16 protein-coding genes are annotated in these 15129 nt (G+C 59.9%); 3 read left to right on the top strand and 13 right to left on the bottom strand.

What is annotated here, in order from left to right; all coding sequences use genetic code 11:
• Window positions 1-259 precede the first annotated feature (259 nt).
• On the top strand, window positions 260-1324 hold the full coding sequence (gene miaA / locus NW870_RS06985) for a tRNA (adenosine(37)-N6)-dimethylallyltransferase MiaA (RefSeq protein ID WP_414374592.1): 1065 nt from the start codon (window positions 260-262) through the stop codon (window positions 1322-1324).
• Here the strand turns inward: miaA and menD are convergent.
• Together menD and NW870_RS06995 are read right to left on the bottom strand one after the other, a co-directional pair.
• Window positions 1248-3053 (bottom strand): 2-succinyl-5-enolpyruvyl-6-hydroxy-3-cyclohexene-1-carboxylic-acid synthase, encoded by a 1806-nt coding sequence (gene menD / locus NW870_RS06990; protein ID WP_414374593.1) that lies wholly within the window; start codon window positions 3051-3053, stop codon window positions 1248-1250. The genes miaA and menD overlap by 77 nt on opposite strands.
• The gene (locus NW870_RS06995; RefSeq protein ID WP_148202746.1) at window positions 3050-3958 is read right to left on the bottom strand and encodes a cyanophycinase; all 909 of its coding nucleotides are present in this window, start codon (window positions 3956-3958) and stop codon (window positions 3050-3052) included. The genes menD and NW870_RS06995 overlap by 4 nt, the downstream gene beginning before the upstream one ends.
• A 188-nt stretch (window positions 3959-4146) precedes the next feature.
• Here NW870_RS06995 and NW870_RS07000 point away from each other — a divergent pair, with 188 nt between their 5' ends.
• Window positions 4147-4389: a hypothetical protein gene (locus NW870_RS07000; RefSeq protein ID WP_011433628.1), complete on the top strand. Its 243-nt coding sequence runs from the start codon at window positions 4147-4149 to the stop codon at window positions 4387-4389.
• A 124-nt stretch (window positions 4390-4513) separates the two neighbouring features.
• Here the strand turns inward: NW870_RS07000 and NW870_RS07005 are convergent, their stop codons facing one another.
• The 11 genes from NW870_RS07005 to NW870_RS07055 form a co-directional block, all read right to left on the bottom strand.
• The gene (locus NW870_RS07005; RefSeq protein WP_414374595.1) at window positions 4514-4828 is read right to left on the bottom strand and encodes a fasciclin domain-containing protein; all 315 of its coding nucleotides are present in this window, start codon (window positions 4826-4828) and stop codon (window positions 4514-4516) included.
• Window positions 4829-5141: 313 nt separating this feature from the next.
• The gene (locus NW870_RS07010) at window positions 5142-5366 is read right to left on the bottom strand and encodes a DUF3134 family protein (RefSeq protein ID WP_011433626.1); all 225 of its coding nucleotides are present in this window, start codon (window positions 5364-5366) and stop codon (window positions 5142-5144) included.
• 107 nt (window positions 5367-5473) lie between these two features.
• On the bottom strand, window positions 5474-6811 hold the full coding sequence (locus NW870_RS07015; RefSeq protein ID WP_414374596.1) for a UDP-N-acetylmuramoyl-tripeptide--D-alanyl-D-alanine ligase: 1338 nt from the start codon (window positions 6809-6811) through the stop codon (window positions 5474-5476).
• A 102-nt stretch (window positions 6812-6913) separates the two neighbouring features.
• Entirely contained in the window at window positions 6914-7660 is a 747-nt protein-coding gene (rpiA, locus tag NW870_RS07020) for a ribose 5-phosphate isomerase A (protein WP_414374597.1), read from the bottom strand.
• A gap of 50 nt (window positions 7661-7710) precedes the next feature.
• The gene (gene rimO / locus NW870_RS07025) at window positions 7711-9132 is read right to left on the bottom strand and encodes a 30S ribosomal protein S12 methylthiotransferase RimO (RefSeq protein ID WP_414374599.1); all 1422 of its coding nucleotides are present in this window, start codon (window positions 9130-9132) and stop codon (window positions 7711-7713) included.
• Window positions 9133-9178: 46 nt separating this feature from the next.
• Entirely contained in the window at window positions 9179-10009 is an 831-nt protein-coding gene (cbiQ, locus tag NW870_RS07030) for a cobalt ECF transporter T component CbiQ (protein WP_414374601.1), read from the bottom strand.
• On the bottom strand, window positions 9996-10697 hold the full coding sequence (gene cbiM, locus NW870_RS07035; RefSeq protein WP_414330636.1) for a cobalt transporter CbiM: 702 nt from the start codon (window positions 10695-10697) through the stop codon (window positions 9996-9998). The genes cbiQ and cbiM overlap by 14 nt, the downstream gene beginning before the upstream one ends.
• 8 nt (window positions 10698-10705) lie before the next feature.
• Window positions 10706-11227 (bottom strand): hypothetical protein, encoded by a 522-nt coding sequence (locus NW870_RS07040; protein ID WP_414374602.1) that lies wholly within the window; start codon window positions 11225-11227, stop codon window positions 10706-10708.
• A gap of 151 nt (window positions 11228-11378) precedes the next feature.
• Window positions 11379-12176, bottom strand: coding sequence for a hypothetical protein (locus tag NW870_RS07045; RefSeq protein WP_414374603.1), 798 nt, complete (start codon window positions 12174-12176; stop codon window positions 11379-11381).
• Between the two features lie 299 nt (window positions 12177-12475).
• Window positions 12476-13246: an SH3 domain-containing protein gene (locus NW870_RS07050; RefSeq protein WP_414374604.1), complete on the bottom strand. Its 771-nt coding sequence runs from the start codon at window positions 13244-13246 to the stop codon at window positions 12476-12478.
• A 226-nt stretch (window positions 13247-13472) separates the two neighbouring features.
• Window positions 13473-13853, bottom strand: a complete 381-nt coding sequence (locus tag NW870_RS07055) for a hypothetical protein (RefSeq protein WP_011433618.1) — start codon at window positions 13851-13853, stop codon at window positions 13473-13475.
• A gap of 466 nt (window positions 13854-14319) precedes the next feature.
• Here NW870_RS07055 and NW870_RS07060 point away from each other — a divergent pair, with 466 nt between their 5' ends.
• Window positions 14320-15039: a response regulator transcription factor gene (locus NW870_RS07060; protein WP_414330288.1), complete on the top strand. Its 720-nt coding sequence runs from the start codon at window positions 14320-14322 to the stop codon at window positions 15037-15039.
• The last annotated feature ends 90 nt before the right edge of the window (window positions 15040-15129 follow it).

Consider the following 15129-nt stretch of genomic DNA (forward strand, 5'->3'; position numbering starts at 1 on the left):
CTGTAGAGGTAGCCTGAGCTGTGGGCAACTGCCGCCCAACCCAGTAGAAGCAGGGACGTAAGATGAGATCACCGAGAACCCCGAAAAGCCAGAAAAAAGGTGAAGCTAGAGTGCTCTGCACCGCTGACGCGATGGAAGCTCTATTGTAGCCAAAGAGCCAAAGCCTCTTGAAAATTTTAACCTGTTGCCTTGTGTGAATTTTCTTGCAGATCCTGAATGTCTCGAAACTAAGGTACTCCGCGCCGCTGACGCGAACGAAATGAGTGCAACTCTCGAGAACGGCATTCCCGCTGCAGCAGCTTCTGACCGGACAGAATGGCCGGGATTGATCGTCATTGCCGGCCCCACGGCCACCGGGAAATCTCGACAGGCGCTGCTTTTGGCCCAACGGCTGGGATCCCCGTTGTTGAATGCGGACTCTCGCCAGGTCTACCGCGAGTTCGACATCGGCACAGCCAAGCCTACCCCCGCCGAGCAGGCCCTTTGGCCCCACGAGCTGATTGACTTTGTGGATCCCCGCCACACCTACACGGTGGCCGAGTTTCAGCAGGCGGCCCAAGCCCGCATCGCCGAGGCCCATCGGCAGGGACAGACTCCCATCTTGGTGGGGGGCACCGGTCTCTACATCCAATCGGTGACTGCTGGCCTAGGGATCCCTGCTGTACCCCCGCAGCCCCAACTGAGAAGACAACTGGAAACTTGGCCCCCTGAGATCCGCTACGCCTGGCTGCAGCAGTTGGATCCCGTTGCCGCCCAGCACATTCATCCCCATGACGCAGTGCGCACGCTGCGTGCTTTGGAGATCGTTTACGCCACTGGGAAGCCGGCTTCCAGCCTACGGCGGGCTCATCCCCCCCATTACCCCATCTTGATCCTGGGGCTGCGCTGCCCAATGCCCCGTTTGGAACAACGCATTGCCCGGCGCACGGCGGAGATGATGGAGCGGGGGTGGATCGAGGAGGTGAAAACCCTGCGGGAGCGCTATGGGCCCCACCTGCCCCTTTTGAATACTTTGGGCTACGCGGAAATCGGCGCTTATCTGGAGGGGCGGATCCCGGAAGCCGAACTGCAACCCCTGATTGTGCGGCGCACCCGCCAATTTGCCAAACGGCAGATGACTTGGTTTCGAGCCATGCTGGGGATCCAAAAGGGCCATGCCTACGGCACCCTGTCGGGAAGAGGTCGATGCGTGGCCCTGTGGCTGGACTGCGAAGCTGAGGATTTGCCGGAGCAGATCTGGAAGCAGGTCAAGGCTTGGATGGCAGCTCCGACCACTGTTGAAACCAGTCCCGCCGCCGCCGAGCATCGGCCTTGCGATCCGTAAGGATCTCCAACACCCGCACCCCTTGGGCAGGCAAGGGATCCAGAGCTTCGGCCAGCTCCTGCCAGCTTTCCACTCGGCGATGGGGAATGTGGTGGGCCTGACAGAGCAGGGCAAAATCCACCGCCTGGGGCGTGGCGAAATAGGGCTCGAAGGGTGGGCCCACCTCAGCGATGGGCAGCAGCTCAAAAATCCCACCCCCCTGGTTGTTGATGAGGAGAATGGTCAGGGATCCCTGCAGGTGAGGGCCAAGCCGCAGGCCGCCGCAGTCGTGCAAAAAGGCCAGATCCCCGGTTAGCAACACCGTCGGGCGCTGCCGGTGGGCCACCCCGAAGGCGGTAGAGAGAAGGCCATCGATGCCGTTGGTGCCGCGGTTGAAGTAGGGCCGGATGCGGCGGTCGTTGGGGGGCCAAAACCACTCCACATCCCGCACCGGCGTGCTGTTGGCAATGAATAGCGGCGTCTCTGGCGGCAGGTGGCGGGCCAGCCACCAGGCTATCCTACCCTCAAACCACTCCGATAGGTCAGCCATAGCCTGGTCTAAGGCGGTCCGGATTTGCGCTTCGGCTGTCAGCCAGCCCTGCAGAAAAGTTGTTTGCTTGGCCGGCGCTTCTGGGATCCCGGCGACCCACTCCTCTACGGCGAAAGGCAAGTGGGTGGTGGGGTTGTGCAGGGGATCCCCATTGTCGGGACGGGGATCCAACCGCCAAACGCGGGGAGCAACCTTGGCCAGGGTTTGCCGCAGCGCTTTGCTGGTGGGCAGGGATCCCAGTTGGATGACTTGCTGCGGCCAAAGCTGGGGATCATCCCGCTGCAGGATGAGGTCGTAGGTGGTGATGAGATAGGGGTTGAGGGAAGCGTAGTTCCGCAGGGGAGAAAGCCCCTCCGCCAGCACCGGCCAGCCCAAAGCCGTCGCCAAACGGGCCACTGCCTCCACATAGCGCTGGGGATCCAGCGGTTGAGCCGGCCCCGCCAAGATCACCCCCCGCTCACAGCCGCGCCACTCCTGCCAAAAAGAAACCGTCTCCGTCTGAAAAGGGCTCCGCACCGCCTGCAAGGAAGAGCCGGTGCATGGAGGAGCAACCCCACGAAAAAAGGTCTTCTCGAACTCCGGATCTTCCTGCAAATGAATCAAAGGCGCAGTGCTGCCATCGGCAATGGGAGCCAAGGGATCCCGGAAAGGCACATTTAAATGCACCGGGCCGGGAAAAGGGTAAAGGGTGCGCTCCCAGGCGTGAACCAGGGTCTGGCGCAAGTAGGCCAGGGCTTCTGGATCCGCGCTGGGCAGGGCCAACTCCGCCTGCCAGTTGGGGTAATGGCCGTAGAGCTTCACTTGGTCAATTGCTTGGCCGGCGCGGCAGTGGCGCAGCTCCGGGGGCCGATCCGCCGTCAAAACCAAAAGCGGCCAGCCACTTTCTGCCGCCTCGATGAGAGCTGGGAAAAAGTGAGCGCCAGCGCTGCCGGAAGTACACACCAGGGGAATGGGCCGCCGGGTTTGCTGGGCCAATCCCAGCGCAAAAAAGGCTGCCGACCGCTCATCCAGCACCGGGATCGCCTCGATGTCGGGGTGCTGGGCCAGGGCGTAGGTCAGGGGGGCTGAGCGGGATCCCGGAGACACCACCGCCAAACGGCAACCCAGCCGACTCAAGGTTTCGGCCAACAGGGATCCCCAGAGGGTGTTGAGGTTGCGCCAGTCCAGCCGCCTCGGCAGGACAAAGTTTTCACCGGTCACAGCGGAGACAAGGTGTTGAGATCGAATCGGGATCCCGGCGGCAAAAAGTGAATGCGGGCATTGTGCAGCCGAAAATACTCATCCGCCGCCGCCTCCTGAACGGTCGAGTACAGTTGCGTCCCGTCCACAATCGTCACCGTCCCCAAGCCGATTACCTCCATCACATCGTCGGCCTGGATCACCACCGCCGTATTCTCATCAATGCCGATACCCAAACATTGGGGATAGTGGGCCACCGCCGTAACCAGCCGCACCAGGCGATTGCGCTGATGGAAATGTTGATCGATGATGACGCGAGGCAAAAGGCCCAGGCCTGTCTTCACCGTTACAATTGCCGGCGTGGGCGGTTCTCCGCTGTAGCCGCGGGAGATCATCTGCTGCCCCAACGCAGAAGCTCCGGCGCTGGTTCCGGCAATTACCGTCTGCCCCCGCTGCCACTGCTGTCGAATGGCCTCCATCAGCTCGCTGTGGGCCAGCACCTCCGCCAGCCGCTCCTGATCCCCACCCGTAAAGTAGATGCCGGTGGAGAAGCGGATTTTCTCAACGTTATCGGGATCCCTTGCCTCCATCGGGCTGCGGATATCTAGAACTTGGAGGCTGGCCGCCCCCATCTGCTGAAAAATGTTGGCGTAGATCTCCCCCAGCACCGCCGGGATCCCAGAAGCCGCGGGCACGATGGTGATGTGGGCAGACTTTCCCCCCGCTCGGCGGAAGAACTCCCAAAGGATGTGGCGCTCATTTTCCTTATCCTCTGCTCCCCCGACGGCGATGATGTCGGAACGGGCGGTGATGGGATCCTTCACGGTAGAGCGGCTCAGGGGTTGGGCGTCGTTTGTCGGCGTGGAAGGGACTCCGTTCCACTCCAGCTCACGGTGGGCGGCAGAAACATCAGGCAAATGGGGCATGGAGCGCGAGGAAGATTAAAATGGGCACATTTCACTTTCACTATGCTACGGCTTGGAATTCGGTTTGGCGCAGCTCAATTCCAGATTTCACGGAAGAGTCAGGGGTTGGTTAGGGGTCTCGAAAGGGGGAATAATGTTCATAAGAACACCCCTCGTCTCGTCCTTCGGTTCACCCAGCAGGAGCATCCATGGCCAGAAAACCTGACGGATATCTTGTCCACATCATGCTGGAAGGTGGACAAACCATGCAGGTACGGGTCAAAGAAGCCAGAGAATACACCGAGCTGATCAACAACCTCATGGTGGGCGGCGAAGAGTTCATCACCTTGCCCAAGCAAATGGACAATGAGTACATGATCGTGCGTCCTCAACGGGTGTCCGGCGTGTCGGTGGAGGCGATCTACGCTTCCAGCGTTGGCATCGACCTATGAAATTGGGGATCCCTTGCCCAAAGAACGGAATAGCTGGGGATCCCAATACAAAACCCCCGCCACCAGAGCATGGGCTGCCAGAGGGCTAGACCCTGAAGGGCCTAGAATCCATGGCGTTGGTAGGTCACCCTTGTGGAGGCAAGATCACCTTGTCGATCACGTGGATGACACCGTTGGAAGCTTCAATGTCGGCTGTTACCACATTGGCATCGTTGACCTTGACACCATCAGCCAAAGAGATTTCCACAGGGGATCCCTCGACCGTAACCACTTCCCCAGCTTCCAAAGAGGTAGAGAGAACTTTGCCGGGCACTGCATGGTAAGTGAGAAATCGAAAAAAGTCCCCGAAAAAGATGTTTCTACTGCCCCAAGATGCTTTCTTACAAAGGCTGCGGGGGTATCTTTCACTAAGGTTAGATTTGCAACATGCAACAATCATCGCAGGGTGGTGGTGAGCAATCCAAAACAGGCTGAAAAAGGATCCCTTGAGGCTGAGGGATCAGTTACGTTTGTCTGCATCTATAGTCATTCTGATTCAAACTAAAACGCTGCACCCACACCTGAAGCGTTGAATGCGCGGGGCTGGAAGACTTTTCTTGGTAGCTCAGGCGTCTCACTCTAACCTGAAACGACTGTACTGTTTTGTTTGCTCGAGCTGTCTATCCAGCGGCAGCACAAAAAATAACACCCTCACGGTGCCAAGCAAAGGGATAAATGAGTTAACGAGCTCGTAATAATCCTGGCAGTTGTGCTTACTCTTCTTCCGGCTCGAAGTCTTCGTCGTAGTCGTCCCCGATCAAATCGTCGATATCGTCGATGTCTTCTTCCAAAATCATCTCAGGGACCTCAATGGGCTGCTCGATCAACCGGCCCTCTTTGCGCAACCAGTCAAGAATGGAGAGGCTGCTAGGAGAGGGCACCACCGTTGGCGGCTGATCGCGGGGCTCTTCGCGCAGAGAGGGATTGTGGTAGTACATGCCGTACGGAAAAAGGGCAGTTATCGACGAGGAATGAACTCGGCTTGGATTGATCTCCTCTCAACCGAGGGACGCGGGCTTTCCATCGATATATCCCTCAGTTTAGCCTATGCCTGCCACTCCTGCAAAAAGCGGTGCAGCACCCGCTCCAGTTCAACAGCCCGCGCTGCCTTGAACAGCAGCCGATCCCCGGCTTGTACCTGATGCAGCAAGACTTCCAGCAGTTCGGATACCTCCTCGCAGCGTTCTGTCTGGGCTGCCGGTTTTTGGTCGAGCAGCGGTTGCATCTCCCCTTCCGGATCCAAGAGCAAGACCCGATCCAGCCCCAGAGGGGCAGCCGCCCGACCCACCTCTGCATAGAGCTGAGGCGCATGCTCTCCCAACTCCCGCATCGGGCCGAGAATGGCCCAGCGCCGTTTTCCCGGGGTTTGAGCCAATAGGTGCAGAGCCGCAATCATCGCTTCCGGCGAGGCATTGTAGGTTTCATCCCAGATTTCCACATCTCCCGCCAGCTTGAGATGGCGGTTGCGCCCCTCCAGATGGGTGGGCAAGGCGATGGGTTCTCGGAGCCGCTCCCAATCCAGCCCCAAGCTGCGCAAAGCAGCCAGCACCCCCATCCAGTTGAGGGCATGATGCCTTCCCGGCAGAGGCACCGGCAGCGTTAGGCCCTCCACAGTTACCGTTTGGGCTTGGGGATCCCATTCTCCTCGTAAGTCCCCCTGATCCAGGCCATAGGTAAGGGTTTGTCCCGACCACAGGCCGGCGGCAGTGGACAACAACAAGGGATCTTCTCCATTGAGCAGAGCCACTCCCTGCCCCAGCGCTTGCAACAACTCGCACTTGGCGGCGGCAATGGCCGCGCGGGATCCCAGTCTGCCGATGTGGGCGGTGCCAATATGGGTGATCAAGGCGTGGGTGGGCTGAGCCATCTGAGCCAGGCGGCGAATTTCTCCGGGGCCGCGCATGGCCATTTCCAGAACCACAAACTGATGCCCCGGTTGCATCTGGAGCAGTGTTTGAGCAACCCCGATGTCGTTGTTGTGGTTGGCTTCAGTTTTGAGAACTGTGCCGTAGCGGGATAGGGCAGCCGCCAACATTTCCTTGGTGGTGGTTTTGCCTGCTGAGCCCGTGATGGCTACTACGGAGGGGGGAAACTGCTCCCGCCAGCCTCTGGCAATGCGCTGGTAGGCAGCTAGGGTATCTGAGACTTGAAAATGGGGCCCAGCCACCGGACGCTGGCTGATGACGGCAACGGCCCCCCTTGCCAAAGCTTGTGGAATAAAGTTGTGTCCATCAAACCGTTCCCCCCGCAGCGCCACAAAGACTGACCCCGGCTGCAATTGGCGGCTGTCGGTGCAAATGGCTTGGACGGGAAGACCCAACAAATGGGGATCCCCCTGCAGAGGAGTTTGCAGCAGGTCGGCCACAGTTTGTAGAGTCAGCATGGGGCAGAAGGTTGGTCTAGAGCCCACAGTGAGAAGTGAGAAAAGAGAAACGAGAAAAGAGCAGCGAGTGGTGAGAAGGGAAGTATGAAGTATCCTCACTCCTCACTTCTCTCTCCTCACTCCTCTCTCCTCACAGCCTGGCTGCAGCGTTTCGATCCCAGTCGGGAGGGCGATGATGGCCTCTTTGGCCATGCCGATGAACAGACCATGTTCCACAACCCCCACCGTCCCTTTGAGTTGATCGGCGATCTTGGCAGGATCCGCCATGGGGCCGAATTGGCAGTCGAGGATGTAGTGCTGCTCGTCCGTCAAGTAGGGATCCCCGTTGGCATTCCGCCGTAAGGTGGCTGTGCACCCCAGAGCCTCTACCCGCGCCAAGGTGGTTTTCCAGCCAAAGCGCACCACCTCTACCGGCACCGGGAAGCGAATGCCCAACTGCGGGACTTTTTTAGAGGCATCGGCGATGATGATCAGCTCGGCGGCGCTGGCCTCCACCAATTTTTCCCGCAACAGGGCCCCTCCTGCCCCTTTGATCAGGTTGAGGGATCCCACTTCAATCTCGTCGGCCCCATCGATGGCCAGATCCAGGCGCGGCTGCTCTTCTAGGGTAGCCAGCGGGATCCCCAGGGAGCGGGCCTGTTCAGCCGTGCGCTCGGAGGTGGGCACACCGAGGATCTGCAGACCCTCGCTTTGCATCCGCTCTGCTAGGGCGCTGACAGCAAAGGCGGCTGTGGATCCCGTGCCCAGCCCCACCACCATTCCCGACTGCACCTTTTGAACTGCAGCCCGGGCTGCCGCCTGTTTCAGCTCATCTAAAGACTCGGTCCCGCTGCCGCCAAGGGTAGTCATTCCCAGCTCCTCTCCCGTGGATGAAGATCCTACCAAAGTGCTTTGCACCGCTACCGCCCGCTCCAGCTAAAACCCTCCGGCGCTGCCACCACCCGACCGAAGAGATCATAGGGCTCGGCGTGGGTGATCTGCACCGGCACCAGGGATCCCAGGGATCCCTGCCCCTGCACATACACCACTCCATCCACCTCGGGGGCAAAGCGGGGGGAACGGCCAATCCACTCGCCGGTTCTGGGGTTTTCCTGCTCCAAGAGAACGGGAACCACCCGGCCTACCTGCTCGCGGTTGCGGCGGAAGGTGATCCCCTGCTGCACCTGCATCAGGCGGGCACGGCGCTCCTGTTTGACGGCCTCTGGAACCTGATGGGGGAGATGGTAGGCAGGGGTGCCCTCTTCGGGAGAAAAGGTAAACACCCCCACATGGTCAAACTGATGGCGCTGGACAAAGTCTAGTAGATGCTGGAAGTGCTCCTCCGTCTCCCCAGGAAAGCCGACGATAAAGCTGGTGCGCAGCACGGCATTGGGCAACGCCTGGCGCAGCCGCTCGATCACCCGGTCGTTGACCTGCCCTTGCCAGGGGCGATTCATGGCCTTGAGGATCTGCGGATGGCTGTGCTGTAGGGGCAAATCCAGGTAAGGCAAGAAATTGGGAGTTTCTTGGATGGCCTCCACCACTGCAGGCGTGATGCCGGTGGGGTAGGCGTAGAGCATGCGGATCCAGGGGATGGGGATCTTGCCCAGGGCGCGAATGAGATCTGCCAGCCGCGGCTCCCCGTAGAGATCGATCCCGTAGTGGGTGGTGATCTGGGAAATTAAAATCAGCTCCTGCACCCCCTCTTCGGCCAGTTGTTCTGCTTCCCGTAGGATCGACTCGATGGAGCGGGAGCGTTGGTTGCCCCGCAAGTGGGGAATGATGCAGAAGGAGCAGCGGTAATCACAGCCCTCGGCTACCCGTAGGTAGGCCACAGGCGCATGGGTGGTGCGATAGCGAGGTACGGTCTCGTCGGCAATGTAATCCAAGCTGGAAGTAACGGCATTGACCCGCTCTCCCCGCTCCGCCCGCTCGATCACCTGGACGATCTGGTGGTAGTCGCCGGTACCTACCAAGGCCACGGCCTCTGGGATCTCCTGCAGCAGCTCCTCTTGGAAGTGTTGCGCCAAGCAGCCGGCAATAACGATTTTCTTGCCCTGTACTGCCAACTCCATCAGGGTGCTGACCGACTCCCGCCGCGCTGCTTCAATGAAGCTACAGGTATTGACGATCACATAGTCAGCACTCTCTTCGTCCCCATCCACCCGGTAGCCTGCTTGAGCCAGCAAGCCCAGCATGTGCTCGGTGTCCACCCGGTTTTTCTCGCAGCCCAGGTGTAAAACGGCAACCGACGCCTTTGTACGCTGCACCGCTGTTCGCGTAAGCGGGACGGAGTCCTTAACGGATGGGAAACTGGAGACGGTCGCTTCTAACCCATTCATGGACTGAGCATCAAAAAGGGGGCAGCTTGCCAGAGGCTTATCTATTCTAGTTGAGGGCCGCATCAGCGTTGCGGAGCAATAGAGCCGTAGCCACGGCCAACGCGGTGGCCGCCCAACTGTAGGGATCCCTGCCAGCCGCCGTCGGAAACAGAGGCGCTTGTCCATAGCCCCGCAGGCGCAAAGCCTGATAAACCCTCTGCGAGCGCTCGTAGCTGCGAACCAACAGGGTGCCCACCGAAGCGGCCAGAAAGGGCAGATCTTGTCTTAGAGACGGCCCAGGACGCCACAGGGATCCCCGCGGTCGCCAACCCCTCAACCGGGCTGCCCGTTGCATCTGCTCCCACTGAGCAGCCATCTCTTGCAGATAGCGCTGGGTGAGCCAGGCCAGTTCCAAAAGCAGATCTGGGATCCCCAGTTGCCGCAACGCTGCCAACAGTTCCGACGTGGGAGTGGTCTCCAGCAGCAGCATGGTGAGAGCGAACAGGGCCAGCCCCCTCCCCCCCATGCGGAGCGCCATCTCCAGCCCCTCCCAGCGCAAAGCCAGGGATCCCCAGCGCCACAGGATGGTTTCCCCCGCCCAGAAGGGTAGGATCCCCATCAACCCTGCCACCAACAGCCCTGGGGCTGCCAGCCGCCTCAGCCCGAGACTCCAAGGCAATCCCGACAGGCTCCACAGTCCAGCCACCAGCGCCCAGATGAGCGGCAAGAGGGCCAGGCACCTCACCGAGGCGAAAGCCGCCATCAGCGCCATCAGGCCCAGCACCTTGGGCAGAGGTTGCCACCGGTGCAGCCAGGAAAGGGGTTTGGAGGGGTGAGGATGGGATTGTTGACCGCGCCAGCAGCAAGGGATCCCTGAGCCGGCTTCATCTCTTGCCATACTCTCCCAGCAGCGCCGGTTGTACCCGCTGCAAAAACAGCACCACCCAACTGGCGAACAACCCCTCCACCACCATCAGGGGGATGTGGGCCACCACCAAGCTCCCAAGAGCCAGACGACCGGCTTCTGTGGAGAGGATCCCGCTGCCAGCGTCAACCACAGCAGCCATGACCACCCCGTAAAACAACAGCACTGCTAGACCCACCCCAACCGCTCCCGCCAAGAAGGCAGACACTCCGGCCCCCATCACCCGACGGCCTGCCCGAAAAATCCCACCGGCCAGGAGCGCCGGGATCCCCATAATGGCGGCGTTGATGCCCAATGTGGTCAGGCCCCCATGGCCAAAGGCCACCGCCTGAAAAAACAAGCCCACTACAATCGCCGGATAGGCCAAAGCCCCCAACATCAGACCCATCAACCCGTTCAGCACCAGATGCAGGCTGGCCGGGGGAAAGGGCAGGTGAATCGAAGAGGCCACAAAAAAGACAGCCGTGAGCAAAGCCGCTTTGGGCAACTGGTCGCGACAGCGTTGCGTAGCAATATGGCGGGGATCCCGTTCCCACCAAGGACATTGCTCGGCAACGCCGGCGCGACGGAGAAGCCGCAAGCTGTAGCTGGTGATCAGGGCGGTGATGCCATAACCCCCTAGCCAAAGCGGTGCTGGCAAAATGCCATCGCTGATGTGCATGGTCAGTCCTACTCCAGAGCAGAGGAGCCAGCCTGGGAGCCTGAGATTCCTGACCCTGGAGATCCCGAAACCGGTGGGCTCTCCACCGCTGCGTAACCAGATTGACGGGGCCTGGAGAAGAAGAGAGCTGTGCCCAGACAGCCCCAAATGACGCAACCGGCCATAACCCCCCGCTGCAAAGGCCCAAAGGGTGAGGAACCGTTGGGGATCCCTTCTGCCTGAGCAAACTCCTCGCCCACCGGCACATTGACCAATACCCCATGCCCCGCCTGGCGAATCCGCACCTGCCAGAGGCCCGTCAGGTTGGGATCCGGCTGCAGCAGAAATCGTCCCCGCGCATCCGTCTGTCCCTCCTGCCAAGGGGTAGTGGGATCCGTTGGCGCAAACACCGTTACCTGCGCAGAACGCATCGGTTCGCCAGAATCGTAGCGGGCCTGGATCTCAAAAGCGGGAACTGCCCGCCAAGAGGCCTCCACCCCGTGGCCCCAAGCGGGAGCAGACAGGAGCAGGCCGAAAGCCAGCAAGCTCAACCGTGCTCCGCATCGCTGACGCGACGCCGCAATCAGGCTCAGTCGGCAGGAAGGGATCCAAAGTTTTGGCCAGACTCGGTTCATTGGTTAGCTGAGGACAGACGACAATCTCTACGCTCTGCAGGCGACCGGTCTTAGAAAAGCCAAGACTTCAGGGCGAAGACTCTGTCTGGGCAGGGCCAGAGGCAGCGCGGCAGTGGCCTTCCCCCACATGGCCCAAGTGGTGCAGGATCTCCAATGCGGCCTTAGCCGCAGGGGATCCCTCCTGCAGATCCCCCCAGTCCACTTCCAGAAGGTCGGATCCCCCCCCAGTGCTCCGCGCCGCTGACGCGGCCAGCCGCTGCTCCAGGGAGACAGGATCCAACTTCACCAAAGGGGCAAACCCCAGAGCTGCTTGATTGAGGCTGTCGTTGGGGGGCAAGCTTCCATCTCCAAACAGGTGGTCGAAATGGAAGGTGACCTCCAGATCTGCCACCTGGCCGACGCGCACAAAGCCTTTGCGCTCCTCCCCCACATACTCTCCGCAGGTGAAGGCCACCTCAGGGCTGAACTTGAGCACAAACGGCATCTCCCCAGCCCCTTCCTTTGTCGGTCGGGCTTGGCCTTCGATCCAGAGGGAATAGCCCTTTGCCGGCCCCTCCAGTGCTGGCACCAGCCGCCACCCCAGGGCGTTGTAGTGGCCAGGGGGTGCCTCTAGGGATCCCAGTAGGGCCCGCTCCGCCGGGGGAGCCGTGATCAAATCAACCGTGATGGGGCCGGAGAGGCTGACCAATGCCCGTGCCAGCAAATCTGCATTTCCTTCCGGATCAAAGGGCGGATCGGTTTGGTAGGCGGTTATGTCCGCCAGCGTCACGTACACGTGCTCAAAGCTCAGTTCCCAGCCGTCTTTGGAGACAAACCCCTCCCGAATGAAGTCCTCGCCGTTGGCCCAAAACTCCAGAGTACCCATCTCTGCCTTTGCTTGGGCTAGGGGTGCTTCCTGCCTGACCTTTTCCGCTCCAGCGTTAGAAGCCGGTCGGCAGGCGCCTAGAGAGAAGGCCAACCCAAGGGCCAGAAAGGGTAAAGCTAACCCCTTGCCCCAGGGATCCCTTGTTGAAGCACCAAGCCGAAATGGAGTGTGTTTCACCAGTTCCCCTGCCAAGGACTCGGTCCCGATGACGCAAACGGCACTGCTCTAGCGAAACACAGGCTTCCCTGGTGTTACAATCCCCCACCAGGGCATCTGTAGGGCTATGCCTATGGCAAGGGCTACTCCTGCGCCAGATTCCCCGCCCGCACCCAACCTTCCTGCCCATTCTGACGGCGAATGCGCTGCCAACGACCATCTTCGCTGAGGCCCAGCACCGTCACCACCTCGTTCATGGGCACACCACCAATGTAGGTTCCCTCCCGCTCTGGAGTGGCCCGCAGCGCCAGGCCAATGGGCTCGATCACCCGTCCCCGCTCACCTGGGGAAACCACTGCTGCCGTGGGGGGTCGAGTCGGCAAAGGAGTTGATTCAGGGTTGGGTTCAACTGTGGGAGCTGTAGAAGTTGAAGCTGAAGCACCATCCACAGGGCCCAAATTGCCAGCCCGCACCCAGCCCTCTTGTCCGTTCAACTCCCGCCGCACCCGTTGCCAACGACCATCGGCGCTGTACTCCAACACCGTCACCGTTTCCCCCACCACAATTCCCCCTTGGTAGGCTCCATCGGCAGAAGGTTGGCTGCGGATTGCCAGGCCAATTGGCTCGATCACCCGCCCGCGGCTGCCGGGGGGAAATCCCTCAGGGTCAACAGTGCCTGCAGCAGGGCCAGAGGGGGGAGAGGGAAAACTGGCTGGGCGGGGCAAGGGATCCAAGCGCACGGCCTGCGGAAATTGAGGCGGGGCAGGGGGGGCCAACATGGGGGCAACAAGCTGCCACAACTGCCAACCCAAGGCGGCCAGAGCCCCAACCGAGACACTCACCACCACCAAGGTGCCCAAGGGAAAACCGCCAGAAGCAGGAGAAGAACGGCCTCGCATCGGGTAGTTAGCCATCCGAAATACCTTCCCGCAATGCTGCAGGCAAGAATCCGCAGAGAAGATGGGATCCCCGTCAAAACCGGGGATTTACGAAAGCCAGAGCACGACTGCTGCGCAACGCTGACGTGATTGCATCCCAATGTATCGTGTTCCGCAGCGCTCTTGCTAGGCCTGTGCAGAGGAACCGCAACGCTGACGGGGCGACGCGACCCCAGAGGGCAAGGGCGTCGGAGATTAGCTTCTACTTATTGGTGTTGGTGAACTTATTCTGCCAGTCGGTCGTCAAAATCTCTCGGCCAAATACCCATCCTGCCAGAAGGAGGGGCAATGCCAAGCCCAGAAAGCCAAAAAGACTGACCACCTGAGCCACTTGCCGCTGGGCTTGTTTTCTCCTGGGATCCGGGATGTTGTTAGCAGCCAGCACCACTTTAGAACAAAAAGCCACCACCACCGCCCCCACCGGCCCCAAAACCAAAGAGGGCCACAGCCAAGCCGCCACTTGCGAGAATGCGTAGGCTCCAGTGAATGGGATAATCACGAAACAAGCCAGCTCCAGGATCCCCCACGTGAAGAGGGCCAACCAGACATCTTTGCGGAAGACTTCATCGGGATTGGTGTACATAAGCCTCCGGGATAAACCGCCCACACTAAGGCCAGACCTCGAGACAGGAACGGAAGCGCCACGGCTTCCAGATTAACTCCAGGTGCAAGGATCTGCTTGACGGATTTCCTCTGCCATTCAGGCAACTCAGTAAGATAATGCCCAAGATTCTTGGATAAGCCTCCGTTGATTTACGCACAGGAGGGCGGCCTCGGCAAGGATAAACTCCCCGCGCGACCCCACACGTAAAGACTTGAAATAAGATTTAAGTGTTCAATCACTCATGAATTGCCTGCGCCTGTGGCCCTTTCCAGCCGAGGTTGGGGTCAAGCCTGCCCTGTTGATAAGGCTCTTTTTCCCCTCCCACCTGGCGAGCTGAGGGCCTATTGCCTCTATGTGATGGTTGCCTATGGACTGCCGAAGGGATCCCCGCACCCCAACGCCCTGCAACCTTGTCTCCTGCTGACTTCGAGAGTGCCAAGCTGCCATGTCACGCATCCTCATCATCGATGATGATCCCAGCATTTGTGCTCTACTGCAGCGGTACTTGCAGCGGCAGGGGTATTCGGTTGAGGTGGCGATGACGGGGGCCGAGGGCTTACAGCAGTTGCGCGCTTTTCAGCCGGCCTTGGTAATTTTGGATCTGAACTTGCCGGATGTGAGCGGCTACGATCTCTGCCAGCAAATGCAAAAAGAGACCGGCGTGTACGTGTTGATGTTGACCAGCCGCGTCAGCCCTGCTGATAAGTTGCACGGATTCCAGTTGGGGGCAGATGACTACCTGACCAAGCCCTTCAGCCTGCCGGAGTTACAGGCGCGAGTGCAAGCCATTCTGCGGCGGCAACGTATGAAGACCGAAATGGCCAGCGCGCCGGTCTTGACCTTTGCCTCTTTGGTAATCGACCCGGAAACCCGAGCAGTCATCCGCGAGCAGCGCCTGATCAACTTAACAGCACTGGAGTTCGATTTGCTCTATGCTATGGCTCGACATCCGGGGCGGGTTTGGCGACGGGCTGAGCTGATTCAAGAGGTGTGGGATTTTAACCACGAGGGAGATGAACGGGTGGTCGATGTCCACATTGGCCAAATTCGCAAGAAACTAGAGACTGATACCAGCCAACCGGAGTTGATCCGCACCGTGCGTGGAGTTGGCTACAAGTTTGAGCCCCCCGCTCCGAAGGAGGGATGGGGAGAGGAAAAACCTTAACCCCCAAATAACTCTGATACATTTACGCTGAACACTGCTGAACATCACTGTTCAACTATGCAGCGATAGCATTCTGTTTGTTTCCAAACA

The organism is Synechococcus sp. R50.1 (assembly GCF_047462115.1).
Lineage (GTDB): Bacteria > Cyanobacteriota > Cyanobacteriia > Thermostichales > Thermostichaceae > Thermostichus.

Bases quoted from the DNA above. Each gene is read 5' to 3' on its own strand.
- miaA (WP_414374592.1), top strand. From the start codon at position 260: ATGAGTGCAACTCTCGAGAACGGCATTCCCGCTGCAGCAGCTTCTGAC.
- NW870_RS06995 (WP_148202746.1), bottom strand. From the start codon at position 3,958: ATGCCCCATTTGCCTGATGTTTCTGCCGCCCACCGTGAGCTGGAGTGG.
- NW870_RS07000 (WP_011433628.1), top strand. From the start codon at position 4,147: ATGGCCAGAAAACCTGACGGATATCTTGTCCACATCATGCTGGAAGGT.
- NW870_RS07005 (WP_414374595.1), bottom strand. From the start codon at position 4,828: ATGATTGTTGCATGTTGCAAATCTAACCTTAGTGAAAGATACCCCCGC.
- NW870_RS07010 (WP_011433626.1), bottom strand. From the start codon at position 5,366: ATGTACTACCACAATCCCTCTCTGCGCGAAGAGCCCCGCGATCAGCCG.
- NW870_RS07015 (WP_414374596.1), bottom strand. From the start codon at position 6,811: ATGCTGACTCTACAAACTGTGGCCGACCTGCTGCAAACTCCTCTGCAG.
- rpiA (WP_414374597.1), bottom strand. From the start codon at position 7,660: ATGACTACCCTTGGCGGCAGCGGGACCGAGTCTTTAGATGAGCTGAAA.
- rimO (WP_414374599.1), bottom strand. From the start codon at position 9,132: ATGAATGGGTTAGAAGCGACCGTCTCCAGTTTCCCATCCGTTAAGGAC.
- cbiQ (WP_414374601.1), bottom strand. From the start codon at position 10,009: ATGGCAAGAGATGAAGCCGGCTCAGGGATCCCTTGCTGCTGGCGCGGT.
- cbiM (WP_414330636.1), bottom strand. From the start codon at position 10,697: ATGCACATCAGCGATGGCATTTTGCCAGCACCGCTTTGGCTAGGGGGT.
- NW870_RS07045 (WP_414374603.1), bottom strand. From the start codon at position 12,176: ATGGGTACTCTGGAGTTTTGGGCCAACGGCGAGGACTTCATTCGGGAG.
- NW870_RS07050 (WP_414374604.1), bottom strand. From the start codon at position 13,246: ATGGCTAACTACCCGATGCGAGGCCGTTCTTCTCCTGCTTCTGGCGGT.
- NW870_RS07055 (WP_011433618.1), bottom strand. From the start codon at position 13,853: ATGTACACCAATCCCGATGAAGTCTTCCGCAAAGATGTCTGGTTGGCC.
- NW870_RS07060 (WP_414330288.1), top strand. From the start codon at position 14,320: ATGTCACGCATCCTCATCATCGATGATGATCCCAGCATTTGTGCTCTA.